General features: G+C 72.1%; 21 protein-coding genes. 6 read left to right on the forward strand and 15 right to left on the reverse strand.

What is annotated here, in order from left to right:
- Positions 1–17: 17 nt before the first annotated feature.
- Complete coding sequence (locus EV376_RS20600) at positions 18–2,762, reverse strand: M36 family metallopeptidase (RefSeq protein WP_486482723.1); 2,745 nt, start codon at positions 2,760–2,762, stop codon at positions 18–20.
- A gap of 361 nt (positions 2,763–3,123) precedes the next feature.
- Between EV376_RS20600 and EV376_RS20605 the strand changes: the two genes are divergently transcribed.
- Positions 3,124–3,732 (forward strand): glycine zipper family protein, encoded by a 609-nt coding sequence (locus EV376_RS20605; protein ID WP_130325651.1) that lies wholly within the window; start codon positions 3,124–3,126, stop codon positions 3,730–3,732.
- A 29-nt stretch (positions 3,733–3,761) separates the two neighbouring features.
- Complete coding sequence (locus tag EV376_RS20610; protein WP_130325653.1) at positions 3,762–4,505, forward strand: HD domain-containing protein; 744 nt, start codon at positions 3,762–3,764, stop codon at positions 4,503–4,505.
- Between the two features lie 12 nt (positions 4,506–4,517).
- Here EV376_RS20610 and EV376_RS20615 read toward each other — a convergent pair whose 3' ends face one another.
- Together EV376_RS20615 and EV376_RS20620 are read right to left on the reverse strand one after the other, a co-directional pair.
- Positions 4,518–5,450, reverse strand: a complete 933-nt coding sequence (locus EV376_RS20615) for an HNH endonuclease (RefSeq protein WP_130325655.1) — start codon at positions 5,448–5,450, stop codon at positions 4,518–4,520.
- Between the two features lie 70 nt (positions 5,451–5,520).
- Positions 5,521–5,760 (reverse strand): winged helix-turn-helix domain-containing protein, encoded by a 240-nt coding sequence (locus EV376_RS20620; RefSeq protein ID WP_130325657.1) that lies wholly within the window; start codon positions 5,758–5,760, stop codon positions 5,521–5,523.
- Between the two features lie 299 nt (positions 5,761–6,059).
- Here EV376_RS20620 and EV376_RS20625 point away from each other — a divergent pair, with 299 nt between their 5' ends.
- From EV376_RS20625 to EV376_RS20635, 3 genes are read left to right on the forward strand one after another with little or no spacing between them, the layout of a single operon-like run.
- Complete coding sequence (locus tag EV376_RS20625; protein ID WP_486482724.1) at positions 6,060–6,338, forward strand: DivIVA domain-containing protein; 279 nt, start codon at positions 6,060–6,062, stop codon at positions 6,336–6,338.
- Complete coding sequence (locus EV376_RS30965) at positions 6,335–6,685, forward strand: hypothetical protein (RefSeq protein ID WP_486482725.1); 351 nt, start codon at positions 6,335–6,337, stop codon at positions 6,683–6,685. The genes EV376_RS20625 and EV376_RS30965 overlap by 4 nt, the downstream gene beginning before the upstream one ends.
- On the forward strand, positions 6,621–7,649 hold the full coding sequence (locus EV376_RS20635) for an ADP-ribosylglycohydrolase family protein (protein WP_207228239.1): 1,029 nt from the start codon (positions 6,621–6,623) through the stop codon (positions 7,647–7,649). Before EV376_RS30965 ends, EV376_RS20635 begins: the two co-directional genes overlap by 65 nt.
- Before the next feature lie 2 nt (positions 7,650–7,651).
- On the opposite strand, the gene EV376_RS20640 is transcribed toward EV376_RS20635, so the two are convergent.
- Positions 7,652–7,849, reverse strand: coding sequence for a hypothetical protein (locus EV376_RS20640; RefSeq protein WP_130325661.1), 198 nt, complete (start codon positions 7,847–7,849; stop codon positions 7,652–7,654).
- A gap of 11 nt (positions 7,850–7,860) precedes the next feature.
- Here EV376_RS20640 and EV376_RS20645 point away from each other — a divergent pair, with 11 nt between their 5' ends.
- On the forward strand, positions 7,861–8,118 hold the full coding sequence (locus EV376_RS20645; RefSeq protein ID WP_130325663.1) for a type II toxin-antitoxin system VapB family antitoxin: 258 nt from the start codon (positions 7,861–7,863) through the stop codon (positions 8,116–8,118).
- 110 nt (positions 8,119–8,228) lie between these two features.
- On the opposite strand, the gene EV376_RS20655 is transcribed toward EV376_RS20645, so the two are convergent.
- From EV376_RS20655 to EV376_RS20705, 11 genes are read right to left on the reverse strand one after another with little or no spacing between them, the layout of a single operon-like run.
- Entirely contained in the window at positions 8,229–9,176 is a 948-nt protein-coding gene (locus tag EV376_RS20655) for a DUF559 domain-containing protein (RefSeq protein ID WP_130325665.1), read from the reverse strand.
- Positions 9,064–9,744: an NERD domain-containing protein gene (locus EV376_RS20660; RefSeq protein WP_130325667.1), complete on the reverse strand. Its 681-nt coding sequence runs from the start codon at positions 9,742–9,744 to the stop codon at positions 9,064–9,066. The genes EV376_RS20655 and EV376_RS20660 overlap by 113 nt, the downstream gene beginning before the upstream one ends.
- A 50-nt stretch (positions 9,745–9,794) precedes the next feature.
- On the reverse strand, positions 9,795–10,586 hold the full coding sequence (locus tag EV376_RS20665) for an IclR family transcriptional regulator (RefSeq protein WP_130325669.1): 792 nt from the start codon (positions 10,584–10,586) through the stop codon (positions 9,795–9,797).
- Positions 10,583–10,963, reverse strand: coding sequence for a 4-carboxymuconolactone decarboxylase (pcaC, locus tag EV376_RS30970; RefSeq protein WP_130325671.1), 381 nt, complete (start codon positions 10,961–10,963; stop codon positions 10,583–10,585). Before pcaC ends, EV376_RS20665 begins: the two co-directional genes overlap by 4 nt.
- Complete coding sequence (gene pcaD, locus EV376_RS20675; protein WP_130325673.1) at positions 10,964–11,734, reverse strand: 3-oxoadipate enol-lactonase; 771 nt, start codon at positions 11,732–11,734, stop codon at positions 10,964–10,966.
- The gene (gene pcaB / locus EV376_RS20680; RefSeq protein WP_130325675.1) at positions 11,731–13,071 is read right to left on the reverse strand and encodes a 3-carboxy-cis,cis-muconate cycloisomerase; all 1,341 of its coding nucleotides are present in this window, start codon (positions 13,069–13,071) and stop codon (positions 11,731–11,733) included. The genes pcaD and pcaB overlap by 4 nt, the downstream gene beginning before the upstream one ends.
- A complete protein-coding gene (gene pcaG / locus EV376_RS20685) occupies positions 13,046–13,618 on the reverse strand; it encodes a protocatechuate 3,4-dioxygenase subunit alpha (protein WP_130325677.1) in 573 nt (190 codons plus the stop codon). Before pcaG ends, pcaB begins: the two co-directional genes overlap by 26 nt.
- Positions 13,611–14,363, reverse strand: coding sequence for a protocatechuate 3,4-dioxygenase subunit beta (gene pcaH, locus EV376_RS20690; RefSeq protein WP_130325679.1), 753 nt, complete (start codon positions 14,361–14,363; stop codon positions 13,611–13,613). The genes pcaG and pcaH overlap by 8 nt, the downstream gene beginning before the upstream one ends.
- A 12-nt stretch (positions 14,364–14,375) precedes the next feature.
- The gene (locus tag EV376_RS20695) at positions 14,376–15,557 is read right to left on the reverse strand and encodes a thiolase family protein (RefSeq protein WP_130325681.1); all 1,182 of its coding nucleotides are present in this window, start codon (positions 15,555–15,557) and stop codon (positions 14,376–14,378) included.
- Positions 15,554–16,324, reverse strand: coding sequence for a CoA-transferase subunit beta (locus EV376_RS20700; RefSeq protein ID WP_486482726.1), 771 nt, complete (start codon positions 16,322–16,324; stop codon positions 15,554–15,556). The genes EV376_RS20695 and EV376_RS20700 overlap by 4 nt, the downstream gene beginning before the upstream one ends.
- On the reverse strand, positions 16,321–17,139 hold the full coding sequence (locus tag EV376_RS20705) for a CoA transferase subunit A (protein WP_130325683.1): 819 nt from the start codon (positions 17,137–17,139) through the stop codon (positions 16,321–16,323). The genes EV376_RS20700 and EV376_RS20705 overlap by 4 nt, the downstream gene beginning before the upstream one ends.
- Positions 17,140–17,385 lie beyond the last annotated feature (246 nt).

Here is a 17,385-nt window from a genome sequence, read left to right on the forward strand (position 1 = left end):
CGTCGCCTCCGTGCCGGTCAGCCGGTGAACTTGAAGTAGGCGCGGTACTGGAATCCGTCGTCCAGGGTCAGTACGAACTCGCGGCAGGTGCCGGCCCAGGCGGGGTCGGTCTTCCACGGGTACAGGTACTGGCCGTTGGCGTTGGCCGTCAGCTTCGAGTTGCCGGGCGTCTGCGCCGCGACCGGCGTGGGCCGGGGCGTGATCGGCCCGTCCGGGTTGACGGTGGCGAGCGTGTCGCAGTCCACCAGCCGCGAGTACGGCGAGTTGCCGGCCAGGATGTCCAGACCCCGGTTGGACGCGACCTTGAACTTCATCGGCACCGCGTCACCGGCGTCCACGGTGTTCAGCGCCGGCTGCGCCGCGCGGCCCAGGAAGTCACCCCGGCAGGACGGGTGGGTGTCGAACGCCTCGGTGTTGTCGTCGCGGTTCGTGGTGCCCTGCACCGCGCTGTAGCCGAGACCCCGGCGGGCGAACGACGCCCACAGGGTGCACGCGTTCTCGCCGCCGGTCAGCGCCGCGTCCGCGGCGATGATCGCGTTGCGGCCGGTCACGAAGCCCGGCCCGCAGCCCTGCATCTTCAACCCGTCGATCACGAGCTGCATCGACAGGTTGTTGCCGCCGGTGTGCCAGGGGTCGTAGACGTTCGGGTTCAGCCCGTGCTTGTCGATGAGATCCCAGGTCATGTCCCACAGCACCGACGCCCAACCGTGCCCGATGCCGTGCGGAGCGGCCAGCGAGGTGCCGTCCAGCCAGCCGCCGGTGCGGATGCTGTCGTAGGTGAACGGCTGGACCTCCATGTTGCGGGAGTACGGCCGCGGCCGGAGTCCGGCACCGCTGCGGTTGTCCTGGTACAGGATGTACGGCACGAGGCCCCGCTGGCCGTCGGCCGTGTCGAGCTCCGGGTTGAGCAGGGTGGTGACCGCGAAGTAGTCGCTCCAGCCCTCACCCATCTGCTCGTTGCCGCTCAGGCAGTTGATGTTCGGGCCACCGGTGAGCCGGTTGGAGATGCCGTGCCCGTACTCGTGGATGACGATGCCGGCGTCGAGGTCGCCGTCCCGCATGCCGGGGTGGTTCGGGTGCTTGCGCGCGGTGCCGGTGACGTCGCCGGCGGCGATCGCGGCCTTGATGGTGGCCCCGTCGGCCTGGGTCACCGCGATGGCCGGGATGGTGACCGGCGCGGCCGTCATCGATCCGGTCAGCACCGGCGCGGCCCCGGCCGCGTTGTGCGCGACCACGACCGCCGTGGCGCCGAGGGACTCGGCGACCTGGGTGCGCTGCAGGTAGCTGCAGGCGGCGGTGCCGCCGTCGACCACCGCGATCCAGTCGCCGCTCGGCGTGGCCGGGTAGGCGCCGGCCGCGCAGCCGGTGCCGCCGTACACCAAGGGGCCGGAGCGGCCGGCCGCCGAGAGCGCCGGGCTGAACCGCGACCAGGTCGCGTCGAAGCTGCCGACCCCGTCGACGACGACCTGGTTCTGGGCGCCGAACTGGTTGCCGGGCCACAGGTACATCTGCATCCGCGGCGTGCCGACACCGTCCACCGCCGGGGTGGAGAAGTTCGCGTTGTTGGTGCCGCCGCCGTCCGCGGCCTCGGCGCGCACGTAGTCGCCACCGACGCCACCGCGACCGTAGTTGTTCGCCTGGAAGTTGCCCGACGCCTCGTCGAAACCGTAGAGGTAGGAGACGTCGTGGATGATGTTGTTCCAGTAGAACAGGTTGGCCGTCGCGGCGTCCCGGTAGTTCTGCGGGTTCTCCGCCAGGTCCAGCGGGAAGTCGAAGTTCAGATCGGCCCCGCCGCTCGGGCTGCTGCCGAAGTCGGCGGCGTTGTTGTTGTCCTGGTCCTGGTACGCGTGGACGTTGTTGCCCTGCGTCGTGGTGTGCTCGGCGCCCGGGGCGCCGTCGGTGTCGTGCCAGCCGTACGGGGACGCGGTCGCGTCGGCCGGGTTGGTCACCAGGGTGCGCGGGCCGTCGTTCGGGCTCTCCGTCGGGTAGCCGTAGACGCGGTAGCTCGATCCGTCCTGCACCGGGTTCCGGGTGCCCAGGCCGCTGGCCGCGCCGGTCGCCAGCGTCCGGCCCTCGACCTGGCTCAGCGTGCCGGCCAGCTGGTCGACGTGCTCGTGGGTGGTCCAGTCGTCGGCGCCGAGCAGCTCGCCGGTCTGGGCGTCCACCGTGGCGTTCCACAGGTGCGGGTCGGACGAGTCGTCGATCACCAACTGCCAGGCCAGCCGCAGTCCCTCGGCGGTCGGCTGCCAGCCCAGCTTCGCCGGGATCGGCTCCTTCGAGATGCCGCTGCCGGACACCACGGTCCGCTTCGCCGCACCACTGGCCCGGCTCATCACCCGTGGACTCTTCGGCTTGTCCAGCTTCAGACCCTTCGCGGCGGCCTCCACCGCCTCGACGGCGTCCAGGGACGCGGTCGCGGACCCCTTCTCCGACAGGCCGGACACCAGCGAGTCACCAACGAAGATCACGCTGCCGTCGCGGGCGATGTTCACCATCGCGGTGGCACCGAAGACCTCCAGGTCCTTGTACCGCTGCGCCAGGTTCACGTGGGTGACGCCGTTGTGCCGGCTCGTGTACCGCGACGCCACCGACAGGTCACCCAGGTCCGCGGCCGTCACGCCGTACCGCACCGGGTTCGCCCGCAGGTAGTCGATCGCGATCGCGTCCGGGGTCCCCTCGTTCGGGCCGGTCAGGAAGATCGGATTCGACCGCGCCGCGCCCTCCTCCGGTGCGGCCGAAGCCGACGTCGGAAGCGAGGTCAACGCGACGACAAGAGTCGTGGACAACAACAAGGCCGCACTACGGCGGCCACGGGATGGACGGGTATTCGGGGGCACGGCTACTCCCTCCGGGGTTGGCAACGTTGCCGCTCACGACCGCGGAGCGGTCCGGCGCGGTGGTCCGCGCCGCTCGCCCGTCGATCACGGTGGGTAGTCATGCCGGGCGAGGTGAGTGGCCTCGACGCTACGACCTGCTCCTTCGGCAGGTCATCCGACGAGTGTTAAATGTTTCGATCAATGCGTCCTACACGTGTCGCGGAAGGTCCCCAGGTGTGGCCGAAAGCCGACGGTGCCCGGCGGACCTGCGGTGTCACCATGGCCGGAGGGCAGGAAGGAGCGCGCCATGGTCGCCGGAGTTGTCAGCGCGATCGTCCACGCGGTCGCGGGCGCCGCGCTGGGTGGCCTGCTCGCCGGTCCGGTCGGGCTGCTGGCGGGGGCGGTGGCCGGCCTGGTGCCGGGCGCCGTGTTCGGCGGGGCGGTCGTCGCGGCCGGTGTCTACCCGCGCGGCGCGCGCGGGTTCCTGCTGTTCCTCGTCGACCACACCTGGAGCCTGCCGAACACCGCCCTCGGCGCGGTCTACCTGGCCCTGCACCTGGCCGCCGGGCACGCCCTCGACGTGCCCGGCTCGCGGCACGCCTGCCGGGTCAGCGTCGTCCAGGGCGTCTGGGCCCGGTACGCGACCACCCTCGGCACGGTCTGCGCCGGCTCCAGCCCCCGGGTGCAGCGGCACGAGGACACCCACATCCTCCAGGCGCGGGCGCTCGGCCCGCTCTACCTGCCGCTGGTCGCCGCCAACTACGCGCTGTTCACCGTCCTGCCCGTGTGGTGGCTGTGGCACGACCACGCCGGCGCCCCGATCAACCGGCTCCGCCGGTACTTCGAGGTGGGCGTCTACCCGCACGTCTGGCACGAGGCCCACGCGTACCGGGTGCAGGGCCGCCCGCCGCGCTGACCCTGGCGCGCTTCCGGTAGAAGTGGGTCATGGAGTTTCCCGCGCACCTCGCGACCATGCCGATGCACGCGATCACCGAGCTCCACGGCGAGCCGGGCCTGACCGCCCGCTTCCGGCTGGAGATCGCCGGCTTCGACGAGGCGGCGCGGGCCCGGCTCACCGACGCGCTGGACCTCGCCGCCCACCTGCACCGCGACGACCGGCGCGTCCGCGAGCCGTACCTCAACCACCTGCTGCGGGTCGCCATCCGCATGCTGCACCACTACCAGGTGCGCGACGTCGACGTGATCGTCGCCGGCCTGCTGCACGACGCGGTCGAGGACCACCCCGCCGAGCTGGCCTGCTCCGGTCAGGCCGGCGCCGTCGAATCGACCGGCGAGGTCCGCGCCGCCGCGCTGGCCGCGCTCGCCGAGCGGTTCGGCCCGCGCGTCGCGCGCCTCGTCGCCGCCGTCACCAACCCGGTGTACGACGCCTCGCGCGACCGCCACGAGCAGTACCGCGAGCACGTCGCCGCCAGCCTCGACCGGGAGCCCTGGGCGCGGGTCATCAAGATCTCCGACTTCACCGACAACGGGGTGGGCGTGGTCTACTCGGTCGGGCCGAAGGTGCCGACGTGGGCGGCGAAGTACCGGCCCCTGGTGCCGGTGCTGCGGGAGCTGGTGACCCGGCCGGACACGCCGCTGTCGGCGGAGGTGAAGCGGCACATCCTCGACCAGCTGGATCTGGCGGAGGAGCGCTTCAGCGCGATCCTGGACGCACCGACGCCGGCCTGATCGTCACGGCGCTCACGCAGCCTTGAACACCGTGTCGAGGTGCCACTCAAGGAACTCCCGATTTGGGCGATCGGGGCGGCGCTCGGGCAGAGCGATCACGTCTCCCGCCTTGGCGTAGAACTGGTCGCCGTTGCCGAACTCGCTGCGGAGGCGCGGGCTGACCAGCAGACGGTACTTGGGATCCACACCGAGATAACCGCGGTCGAAGAGGATGTGCACGTCGGACTTGAGTAGGAGGCCGTTGTCCAGGCGATGCTCACCGCCCTTCGGTAGGGGGCGGATGTGTGCCGCTTGCAGTACCGGTGCCACCTTGTTGCCGGTGATGGCGCAGCGCCGACCGTAGGCTCCCAGCACGACGGCCTTGAAGGCCTGCTGACCGAGACGCTGCGGCGCCAGGCGCGGATCACCGTACACGGGACCTGGCCGGTGCCATGGCTCGCTGAGGTCGAGGTCCACTGCGGTACCGATGAGCCGGTGGATCAGCAGCTCGAAGTACTCCTGCGTGCGGGGATCCGCCAGGTCGTACGTCTTCCCTTGCACCACGTTCGGCGCGAAGTCCTGCGGCGCGGCCACGGTGGAGCCGTCGGGGAAATAGGTGACGTCGCGGATGAAGACGCAGCCGATGACGGGATCCTCGTCGGGCCCGATCGCCTGCCTGCGGTACCGCCCGACGCTGTTGCGCATGTCCGTGACGGTCGCCGCGCCGTTCGCCTCGCCGAACAGTTCCCATGCCTCGGAAATGCGCAGCCGGGTGAAACCGCTGAAGAACCCGCCGCCGATGACACGGTTCAGCGGGTGGTGCGCCTTGAAGAAGAACGGTTCGCCGATGGTGAGAGCGCGGAAGCTGCCCCCCGAAGGTCGCCAGAAGTTGACCTCGTTCAGGTACGGGCGCGCAGCCAGGAAGCGGTACCAGCGCTCATCGGTGACCCCAACGTACGCCTTCACAAGCCGAGCCTGCACCTACGTTGATCTCTGCGCTACCCGCTGATCGGTCAGTGGACCGGACAGGCGCGATTCATGGTTCCCGCATCCAGGTCTTCGGATCGGTGACGAAGACACCCTTGCCCTGCAAGCGGCGGATGACCCGCAGGGCCTCAAGGCGGACGTAAGCCAGCTGCACGGTCCCGTAGCTGACGCGGTAGGCCGCGCGCGTGTCGGCGATCGACGGGAGCCGGTCGCCTGGCTTGAGCTTCCCTGTTCTGACGTCGGCGATCACGTCGTCAGCGATGCGTAGATATTCGGCTGATTCGGGCATGTCACTCCTCGCGTGGCACCCCGAATTCGATCACAACGGTGACACCTAAACAATGGTCTTTACTTCCCTGTGTTCCCTAGTTATGTTTCTTCCGAGCCGCTCCTCGCGTGGCAACGAGTTCGGCTCATCCCCCTGGTCGGGGCGGGTGCGCCCGTCCCGACCCTCCGGACTGCTCCGCTGCCGTACCGCTGAATCGAGCTGCGGCGGCGGAGCAGGCGGGTCGTCCGCGGCCGGCGTGCGGACGGCCCGCCCTTCCACCCACCGAGCCTTCGCTCCCGGCTGCACCGGAAAGGATCGACGTGGCCCAGGTGTACCGAGGTGGCCACCTCTACGGGACCGGCCACCCGGCCCGGCTGACCCCGCACGAGGTGCGGACCCGCGCGTTCGCGCCGCGCCGTCGCGGCGTCGACCCCCATGAGGTACGCCAGTTCCAGGCGCTGGTCGCCGACGAGCTGACCGACCTGCACGCGCAGGTCCGCACGCTGACCGAGGAGAACGACCGGCTCAAGCGAGCGCTGCGGGACTGGCAGACCATGCACGCCCGCGAGTGCCGGCCACCCAACTCCGGCCGCTGGTGACGGCGCGCCCCTCCCCCGGTGACCTGCTGCTCGTCGACGGCCGCGCCTCGGTGCAGTTCGCCGGTGACCGCGCGCTGACCTTCCGCGTCGTGTCGGTGTCCGGCCAGCCGACGTACCACGGCTGGGTCTGGCTGACCGGGTACGTCCTCGACCGGCGCGGCGAGGCGACCGCCAAGCGCGAGATCTACGTCCAGCTCGCCGGCCTCCGCGCCGCCGGCGCCCCTGAAAGCAGGGCTCACCGCAGCGTCCGTCGCCGGCCTACCTCGTCCTATGCTGCACAGCGTGATCAGGAACGCGCCGTCACTGGTGACCGCCCGAGGCTGCGTGCTCGGGCTGATGCTGGGTGACGCGATCGGCGCGACGGGCGGCACGGTGCCGGCGAGCGGACAGTTGCGGGCGACGAGCGCCGGCCAGCTCGCCTGCTTCACCGTCGACGGCCTGATCCGCGCGCGCATCCGAGGCATGCACCGAGGGATCACCCACCCGCCCGGCATGGTCTGGTACGCCTACAACCGGTGGGCGGTGCTTCAGGGCATCGACGGTGTGAAGCCCGCGTACGGGAGCGATCCGCCGACCGGGTGGCTCGCGGAGGTGCCGGTGCTGCGCGAGCGGCGCCGCTCCGCACCGGCCACGGTCGCCGCCCTGCAGAAGGGCGTGGTGGGTACGGTGGAGCGCCCGGGCGGGGCCAGCATCGGCGCGCACGCCCTGACCCGCGCTCTGCCGGCCGGCCTGTGCACCTGGTGGGAGTCGCCCGGTTCGCTGGGAGCCAGTCTCGCGGCTCTCACCCACGGCGGTTCGGCGCTGCCGGCGGCAGCGCTGGGCGCCACGATGATCCACCTGATCGGCCTGGGCAACACGGTCGCCGGAGCCGCCATGAGAGCGCACAGCGTGCCGCACGGCAGTTGGTCCGGCACCACCGGCGACGTGCTCGCACCCGCGCTGGCCGCAGCGGAAGCCAAGCCCGCGGACCCGGCGCAGCTGACTCGACTCGCGGCAGGTGCCACGGCCCAAGCCGCACTGCTCGGCGGCGTCTACGTGGCTGTCTCCTTCCCTGAACGGGAGCAGGTGCGGGAGGCGCTGCTGTTCGCATCGTCGGCCGGTGCCAAGCATGCGGCAACGGTGGCCGGTGCCCTCCTCGGCGCCGCGCACGGCGTCGACGCGCTACCAGTGGACTGGCTCTCCCGGCTGGAACTGGCCTGGGTCGCCGACACCCTTGCTCGGGACTACGTGACGCAGTTGGAGCACAGCCCGTCCGGCGCTGAGTACGTCGAGGCGACCGACCCGTACTGGTTGGGCCGCTACGGCGGCTGACCTCACGTGCTCGTCATCGTTTGCCGCGCGGCCTTGAGCGCCGGGACCACCGTTTCGTAAAGGTACGGCGCGCTGGTCAGCCGCCCCCAGTGGTCGGTCAGCCGCATCGCGGACGGATGCGTGAAGGCGGCAACGAGCGTGTCGACACCGGCGATCCGGGCCCGTTCGAGCTGCGGAACGAGCTGACGCCGACGAGTCATGAGCGCGGTGAGTGCCTTGTAGACCTCGCGGCCCTGAACGATGCAGAGGGCCGGCTCGAGGATCTCGATCGTCGCCGCCAGGTGTTGACGACGACCTGCTCGCGGAAGCGGCGAGGCTTCTCGGCACCACCACCAAGAAGGCGACGGTCAACGCCGCCCTGCAGGCCCTGGTCAACCGGGAGAAGCGGCGCAAGTTCGCCGACTGGCTCAAGACGGGCGGGCTTCCCGACCTGACCGGCGAAGTGGGCACGGCCAAACCGGACCGGTGACTTCGACATGATCACGGCGATCACCGGTCAGCCGACAACTTGGGTGGTGCCGGCCGGCTCGGCGGACTGACCGAGGCATCGGCCGTGACAGCGCTGCCGCGGCTCGGGGATCAGGTGCGTCGGCTGGCCAGGACGGCGAGGGTCTCCCGGCGTACCTGCTCAACCTCGTGCACCAGCCGGCGGTGGGCGAAACGGACGACCTGAATGCCCATGGCGGCCAGCTGTGCGTCGCGGCGCAGGTCGATTTCGCGCTGTCGTGCGTCGCCGTGGCTGGCGGCGCCGTCGAGTTCGATGTTGACGCGCTCCGGCTCGGCAAACAGGTCGAGGTAGACCGTGCGCTGGCCGAGCCGGATGGGCACCTGCCGCTGGAATGCCGGCATTCCCGGGCCGGTGAAGACGTACTCGTGCCCCCAGATCTCCAGCGGGCTGCGGCAGCCCTCGGCTAGCCGGGTCAGCAGCGTCCGCAGGGTTGCCCGGTCGTCCAGCTTCGGCACGGGAGCGAGGCTCGCATCCAGCCGGCCCGGTGTGGTCAGCCGTTCGTTGACCGCCCGGATCGCGGGCGCCCTCCGCTCGCTCGGCGGCAGCAACGGCCACGAGTCGACGAGTGCCTGCTCGATGCGGGTCACCGCCACCCCTCGCCGGACAATCACCTGCGGCGGCTCGGGAACAAATCCCCGACGTCGGTGCACGGTCACTCCGGGCCGGGTGCGCAGTCCGGTCCCGGCCGGTGCGCTCAGGTGCAGCAGGTCACCGGTCACCTGCCGGCGCACCCCCCACACGTCGAGCGCGCTGAGGTGACTGAGGGCACCACCTCCGCCCGCCCAGGCGAGAACTGCACGGTGACCAAGGGCAGGGTCGAGGCGGCTGAGGGCGGGAGTTCCGGCACCAGATCCACCGTCGAACAGGTACGCAGCCACGAACACCCCGGGCAGCACCCGCACCAGGTCACCGCGGCGGCACGCGAACTCCAGCGTCCACTCTGGCACCACCCGAGTCGCGATCGCGCGGGTCAACACCCCACCTCCGCGCTCCACCAGTTGCAGCAACAGCGGATTCACGCCGCCGACCGTGCCGCCCCGCCCCACCGCCCCGCAACCGACCCGCCCTCGTGTCTGTGGACAGCCACCGCACTGTGGACATCCCCCGCCCGACGCCGCGATGTGCTATGGCGAACGCTGATCGTTGGCAGGCCAGCAGTACGACACGCCGGGCACAGCTACAGCTGAGCTGCCAACGATCATGAAATGCGGGGCGGAGCCGCGACGGGCAGGGTGCGGGGCGGAGCCGCGGCGGGTCAAACAGCGACGCTGCGGTGGGCGTTGGCGACCCAGGCGCCGGGGAGGGCGATCCACTCGTAGTCGCCCACCCGCACCACGGCACCGTCCAGTTGGAGCCGCTGGAGGTCAGCCGCCCGTTCAGACTCTTGACCTCGATGAGGTGGAGCCCGCCCGGGGCGGCGACCAGCAGGTCGACCTCGTACGGGTGGCCGGTCTGGGCGGTGAAGGTGAAGTTCGACCAGGCGCGGTAGGGCTCCGTGTCGGGCAGCAGCGCCTGGACATGCGCCAGCGCCTCCCGCTCGTGCGTGAACTGCGACGGGGTGATCGTCGTCCACCGGCCCTCCTGCATGCGGAAGGTCCTAGGACCAGGGCGACACACAGTGCAGAACCCGGTGCCGCTCAGCGTGCCTGGTGGCGGTTGTGGCCGCCGCGCAGGTCCTCCTCGATCCGCTTGGCCGTCTCCAGCAGCGGCGGCAGCAGCTCCTTGCGGATCACCTCCGACGAGCCGCGGCTGGCGTGGGCCGACACGTTCACCGCCGCGATCACCGAACCGTTCTCGCCGTGGATCGGCGCGGCCAGCGAGCGCAGCCCCTCCTCCAGCTCCTGGTCGACGATCGCGTACCCCTGCGCGGCGATTTTGGTCAGGACGGTGCGCAGCTTCGCCGGGTCGGTGATGGTGCGTCGGGTCAGGGGCGTCAACTCGGCCTTGGCGAGGTAGTCGTCCAGCCATCCGGCGGGCTGCGCGCCGAGCAGCACACGCCCCATCGAGGTGGCGTAGGCCGGAAAGCGGGTGCCGACGCTGATCCCGACGGTCATGATGCGCTTGGTCGGGACCCGGGCGACGTACACCACCTCGTCACCGTCCAGCACCGACATCGAACAGGACTCGTGCACCTGCCGGACGAGCGCCTCCATGTGCGGCATGGCGACCTCGGGCAGGCTCAGGCTCGACAGGTACGCGTACCCGAGCTCGAGAATGCGCGGCCGCAGCGAGAAGAACCGCCCGTCGGTGCGCATGTAACCCAGCTCGACCAGGGTGAGCAGGAACCGGCGCGCGGCCGCGCGGGTCAGTCCGGTCGCCCGTGCCACCTCGCTCAGGGTGAGCTGCGGGTGCTCGGCGTCGAAGGCCCGGATGACCGCGAGCCCACGCTCCAGCGACTGGACGAACTCCGGGGTTCGCGCCTCGCTCATCCGGCCTCCTGTCGCAGGGTCTGTTGCGCCACCTTGAACGCCCGGTTGGCCGCTGGGACGCCAGCGTAGACGCCGACCTGGAGCAGGACCTCGGCGACCTCGTCCTGGGTCAACCCGTTGCGGAGCGCGGCGCGGACGTGCATCGCCAACTCCTCGTCGTGGTGCAGGGTGGCGAGGACGGCCAGGGTGATGCAGCTGCGGGTCCGCCGGTCGAGGCCGGGCCGGGTCCAGATCTCGCCCCACGCGTACCGGGTGATGAGGTCCTGGAAGTCGGCGGTGAACTCGTCGGTGCCGGCGATCGCCTGGTCGACGTGGGCGTTGCCCAGCACCTGCCGGCGTACTGTCATGCCGGCGTCGTGCCGCTCGCGGTCGTCCATTCAGGTCTCCTCGTCGAAGTGGTCCAGCAGCAGTTCGCCGATCTGCTCGGGCTGCTCCACGTTGGCCAGGTGCGCGGCGTGGTCCACCACCGCGAGCCGCGCCCCGGCGATGCGCTCGGCGATCCGCTCGGCGTGCGCGACCGGGGTGGCCAGGTCGTCGGCGCCGGCGATCACCACTGCCGGTGCGCCGATCTTCGCCAGGTCCGCGCGGAGGTCCATCGCGGCGATCGCCTCGCAGCAGCCCGCGTAGCCGCCGGCGGGGTTGGCGGTCAGCATGGCGCGGTACGTCGCGACGACCTCCGGCCGGGACGCGGCGAAGGACGGGGTGAACCAGCGGGACACCACGGAATCGGCGATCGCCGCCACGCCGGCGGTCCGTACCGTCTCCGCCCGCTGTCGCCAGCCCTGCACCGGGCCGAGGGAGGCCGAGGTGCAGAGCAGCGCCAGCCGGCCCACCCGCTCGGGTGCGTGCGCGGCGAGCCACATGCCGACCATGCCGCCGAGGGAGAGCCCGGCGTAGTGCACGCGCCGCAGGCCCAGGTCGTCGAGGAGCGCCAGCACCTCCCGGCCGAGCTGCTCGATGGTGTACGGCCCGGGCGGCACCGCGGAGCGGCCGTGGCCCAGGTGGTCGTACCGGATGACCCGGAAGCGGGCGGACAGCGCGGCGAGCTGGGGTTCCCACATGGCGCCGGTGGTGCCGAGGGAGCTGCCGAGCACCAGCACGGGCGCGTTCGCCGGGCCGTCGACGCGGTGGTGCAACCGGGACGTCACGATGCCGCCTCGCGGTGGGCGGCCAGGGCCCGGTCGACGAAGAGGTTCGCCGAGCCGAGCCAGGCGCGGGGATCGAGCGCCGCATCGACGTCCGGTTCGCTCAGGTGGGTACGCACGTCCGGGTCGGCGAGCAGTGCGTCGCGGAACGGGGGCCGGCCGGCTGCGCGAGCGACGGCGTCATGCGCGGCGCTGCGCCCGAGCGCGGGCGCCAGCCGCGCGGCGACCGCCTCGGCCAGCACCAGACCCCCGGCGGCGTCGAGGTTCATCCGCATCCGGTCCGCGTGAACCACCAGGCCGTCCAGCATCCGGACGGTACGGGCGGCGGCGCCCCCGGCCAGGTGCAGCAGGTCGAGCAGGGGTTCCCACTCGGCGTGCCAGGCGCCGGTGGCCCGCTCGTGCTCGTGCACGGCGACGGTGAACATGGTGGCGACGAGACCCGGGGCGCGCCGGGCCGCGGCGGTGACCAGAACCGAGTCGACCGGGTTGCGCTTGTGCGGCATCGCCGAGGAGCCGCCCCGGCCGGTGCCGCCCTCGGCGACCTCACCGACCTCCGGCTGGGCGAGCAGCCCGACGTCGAGCGCGACCTTGCCGGTGGCGGCGAGCAGCGCGCCGAGCGCGGCGGCGAGGTCGAGTACGGGTTGGCGGCGGGTGTGCCAGGGCAGCGGATCAGCGGGCAGGCCCAGGCGGTTGGCGTACCGGTCGGCGACCACCGGCCCGGCCGCTCCCAGCGCGGCGAGCGTGCCGACGGCGCCGCCGAGCTGCGCCGGCAACGAAGCGCGGACGCAGCGCAGCCGGCTGCCCGCCTCGACCAGGCCGAGCAGCCACCCGGCGGCCTTCAGCCCGAACGTGGTGGGCGTCGCCTGCTGGCCCAGCGTGCGGCCGACCAGGACGGTGTCGCGGTGGTCGTCGGCGAGGCGGGCCGCGGCCGCGGCCGCCGCGTCGAGGTGGTCCAGCAGCCGTCCGGACGCGCGCACCGCGACCAGGACGAGCGCGGTGTCGAGGATGTCCTGGCTGGTCGCTCCGAGGTGCACCCAGGGCCGGGCGTCCTCGGGTACGGCCGCGGTCAGCTCGCGCACGAGTGGAACGACGGGATTGCCGGCGCTCTCGGCCGCGCGGCCGAGTTCGGCCGGGTCGTACCGGCCGGCGCGGCACCGGGCGGCGATGGCCTCCGCCGCCGCCCGCGGTGCGACCCCGCCGTCGGCGGCGGCCGCGGCGAGCGCGGCTTCGGCGTCGAGCATCGCCTGCAGCAGCGCCCGGTCGGTGAGTTCCGCGTCGACGTCGGGGTTGCCGGAGAGGCCGCCGAGCAGGGACTCAGACGGCGAAGAAGACGGTCTCATGGTCGCCCTGCAGATGGATATCGAAGCGGAACCCGTCCGGTGCGGCGGTGGCCAGCAGGGTGTGACGGCGGCCGGCGTCGACGGTGCGCAGCACCGGATCCGCCTCGTTGGCCGCCGGCTCGTCGGGGAAGTAGAGCCGGGTGACGACCCGGTGCAGCAGCCCGCGCGCGAAGACCGACAGGGTGAGGTGGGGTGCCTCGACGCCGCCGTCGGGGTCCGGCAGCGCGCCCGGCTTGACGGTCAGGATCTCGTAGCGCCCCTGCGCGTCGGTGGCGCTTCGCCCGAACCCCCGGAACCCCGGCACCGACGGCGTCCGCGCGCCGCGCGGGTCGTCGGGGTGGTCGAAGCGGCCGTCCGGGTCCGCCTGCCAGCTCTCGACCATCCCGTCGGGCACCGGGTCGCCGGCGCCGTCGAAGAGCTGTCCGCGGATCCAGATCGCGCCCGGCGTCCCCTCGGGTACGACGTACGGGCCGTCGGGCCAGAGCAGGCCGATGTGCAGGTACGGTCCGACCGTCTGCGCCGGGGTGACCCCGAGGTGCTCACTCATCGTCGTCCTCGTCCTCGAAAGGAGTGCTCTCCCGGCCGCGCAGCACGATGTCGAACTCGTAGGCCAGGGCCCACTCCGGCTGCGTGGTGGCGTGGTCGTAGCGGGCGATCATCCGCTCCCGTGCCTTGGGGTCGCGGACCGAGTTGAAGATCGGATCCTGGGAGAACAGCGGATCGCCCGGGAAGTACATCTGCGTCACCAGCCGCTGGGTGAAGGCGCGGCCGAAGAGCGAGAAGTGGATGTGCGCCGGCCGCCAGGCGTTGTCGTGGTTCTTCCAGGGGTACGCGCCGGGCTGGATCGTGACGAAGCGGTAGCGGCCGCGCTCGTCGGTGAGCGCCCGGCCGACCCCCTCGAAGTTGGGGTCCAGCGGGGCGGGCCAGTTGTCCACCGCGTGCCGGTACCGTCCGGCGGCGTTGGCCTGCCAGATCTCCACCAGGGTCTGGGGCACCGGGCGTCCGTCGCCGTCGAGCACCCGGCCGTGCACGATGATGCGCTGCCCGAGCGGTTCCCCGTCGTGCTGCCGGGTCAGGTCGTGGTCCAGCGGAGCCAGCCGGCCCTCGCCGAGCAGGGGCCCGGTGATCTCGGTGAGTCGTTGCGGCAGGTAGGTGAGCGGCTGCCGCGGCGCGCGCCCGACCGTCGACTTGTAGCCGGGGCTGAGCAGGGGCGGGTGGGCGTCGATGTCGTCGCGCCGGTACCGCGGCAGGACCAGACCGCTGTCGGTCCGGTGGACGGTCTCCTGGGACATGTTCCTCTCCCGTCAGGCTTCCAGCACGACGGCCAGCCCCTGGCCGACCCCGATGCAGATCGCGGCGAGTCCCCGCCCGCCGCCGCGGCGGTGCAGCTGCCAGGCGAGCGACCCGAGGATCCGCGACCCGGACGAGCCCAGCGGGTGGCCGAGGGCGATCGCCCCGCCCTGCGGGTTGACGATCTCCGGGTCGAGGTCCGGCCACTCGGCCAGGCAGGCGAGCGACTGCGCGGCGAACGCCTCGTTGAGTTCGACCACGTCGAGGTCGCCCCAGCCTATTCCGGCCCGGCGCAGCGCCTCCTCGGCCGCCGCCACCGGGCCGATGCCGAACAGCTGCGGCTCGATCGCGGTGACCGCCCGGGAGACGATCCGGGCCAGCGGTGCCCGGCCGATCGCCTCGGCGCCGGCCCGGTCGGCGAGCAGGAGGGCGCTCGCCCCGTCGTTGAGCGGGGAGGAGTTGCCCGCGGTGACCGTCCCGTCGTCCCGGAAGACCGGCTTGAGGCGCGCGAGCGCCTCGAGTGTGGTGGTCGGCCGGATGCTCTCGTCCCGTTCGACCTCGGTTCCGGGCACGGCGGTGACCTCGTCGGCGTACGCACCGGCGGCCCAGGCCTGCGCGGCGAGCCGGTGGCTGCGCAGCGCGAAGGCGTCCTGCTCCGCGCGAGTGATCTTGTAGCGGTCGGCGAGGATCTCCGCCCCCTCGCCCAGCGCCACCGTCCACTCCTGCGGCATCCGCGGGTTGACCAACCGCCAGCCGAGGGTGGTCGAGTGCAGCGTCTCGTGCCCGCGCGGGTAGCCCTGTCCGGGCTTGGGCAGCACCCATGGCGCCCGGCTCATCGACTCGACTCCGCCGGCGACGCAGATCGAGGCGTCGCCGAGGGCGATCGCCCGGGACGCGCCGATCACCGCCTCCAGGCCGGAGCCGCATAGCCGGTTGACGGTCGCGCCGGGCACCGAGGGCGGCAGGCCGGCGAGCAGCACCGCCATCCGCGCCACGTCGCGGTTGTCCTCGCCGGCGCCGTTCGCGTCGCCGAGCAGCACGTCGTCGATGCGTGCCGGATCCAGGCCGGGGCTGCGCCGGACGATCTCCCCCACGACGTGCGCGACGAGGTCGTCGGGGCGTACCTCCGCCAGGCCGCCGCCGTACCGGCCGATCGGGGTACGCACGGCGTCGAGGACGTAGACCTCGTTGCTCATCGGGTCGGCCCCTTCTTCGTCGCCTCCAGCGCCCGCAGCACGGTCAGTTCGTGCGCGGTCGGCGGCTGTCCCGTGGTCAGGTCCGGCGCGACGACGAGGTCCCACCCGGTGGCGGCCCGGGCCTGGTCGACGGTGACGCCCGGGTGCAGGCGGGTCAGGGTCAGCTCGCAGGTGTGCGGATCGGGCTCCAGGATGCCGAGGTCGGTGATCACCACGCGCGGCCCGCCGCCGCGCAGCCCGAGCCGCTCCCGGTCGCCCGGTCCGCTGCCGTACCCGACCGAGGTGACGAAGTCGACCCGGTCGGTGAAGGTGCGCAGGCTCTGCCGGACGACCACCACCACCTCGCCGCAGGACGCGGCGATCTCCGGGGCGCCGCCGGCGCCGGGGAGCCGGACCTTCGGGTCGTCGTAGTCGCCCCCGATCACTGTGGTGTTGATGTTGCCGTACCGGTCGAGCTGGGCGGCACCGAGGAAGCCGACGTCGATCCGGCCCGGCTGGAGCCAGTAGTTGAAGACCTCGGGCACCGACACCACCGAGTCGGCGGTGTCGGCGAGGACCCCGTCGCCGATCGAGAGCGGGAGCCGGTCGGGCTTCGCCCCGAGGCAGCCGGACTCGTAGATCAGGACGAGGTTCGGCGCGTGCGTGGCCCGCGCCAGGTTGGCGGCGGTGCTGGGCAGACCGATCCCGACGAAACAGGCGGCCCCGTCGCGCAGCTGGCGCGCCGCGGCGACGGTCATCATCTCGTCGGACGTGTAGTCGCCACTCACGCCTGGACTCCTGCCTTCAGCACATGCTGCTCCACCCAGTCGCGGAACCTGTCCCGGTCCCGGCTGATCGCGTCCCACCGGACGTAGAAGTCGTTGTCGCGGACCGAGAAGCCCTGGGCGTACGAGGGATGGGAACCGCCGGGGACCTCGGCCACCGCGGTCACCGCCCAGCCCGGCAGGACGACCTGCCCCGGCACCGGCGTGAGCTCGTCGACGATCTCCTCGACGGTGACCAGCGACCGACGTGCCGCGAGGACGGCCTCCTTCTGCACCCCGGTGATGCCCCACATCTGCACGTTGCCGGCCCGGTCGGCCCGCTGGGCGTGCACCACCGTGACGTCGGGACGCAGGGCGGGGACGGCGGTGAGCACCTCACCGGTGAACGGGCAGGTGATCGTCTTGATGTTGGCGGTGTGCCGCGGCAGATCGGTGCCGGTGTAGCCGCGCAGCACGGCGAACGGCAGGCCGGAGGCGCCGGCGACGTAGCGGTTGGCCATCCCCGCGTGGCTGTGTTCCTCCAGCTCGAGCGGCGCCGGCCAGGAGTTCTGCACCGCGTCCCGGAAGCGGTGCAACGATCCCACGCCCGGGTTGCCGCCCCAGGAGAAGACCAGTCGACGGGCGCAGCCGGCGCCGATGAGCTGGTCGTAGATGACGTCGGGCGTCATGCGGACCAGGGTCAGCTCCCGCCGACCCTGACGGATGATCTCGTGGCCGGCGGCGAACGGAATGAGATGGGTGAAGCCCTCCAGGGCCACCACGTCACCGTCGCGGACCAGGTCCGCCACGCCCTCGGCCAGCGAGACGAGCTTCGCCATGAGCCTCCCCGTCTCCTGTCGATTCCCTCGGTCGCCCGCTGTTCGCTATGCGGACTACCGTCCTTATCTCGAACGTAATGCCCCGCCCGGCGATCCGTCAACGAGGACGCGGCGGCCGGGTTCGTCGCGTCCGGCGCGTTGCAGAAATGTTGCGGCGACCCGTTGACGTGAGGCGGGACACGTGCCAACGTTCTAGATAAGAACACCCGTTCGGCTTGCGAACATGATACCGATCATCCTCGGGGC

This window comes from Micromonospora sp. CNZ295 (assembly GCF_004217535.1).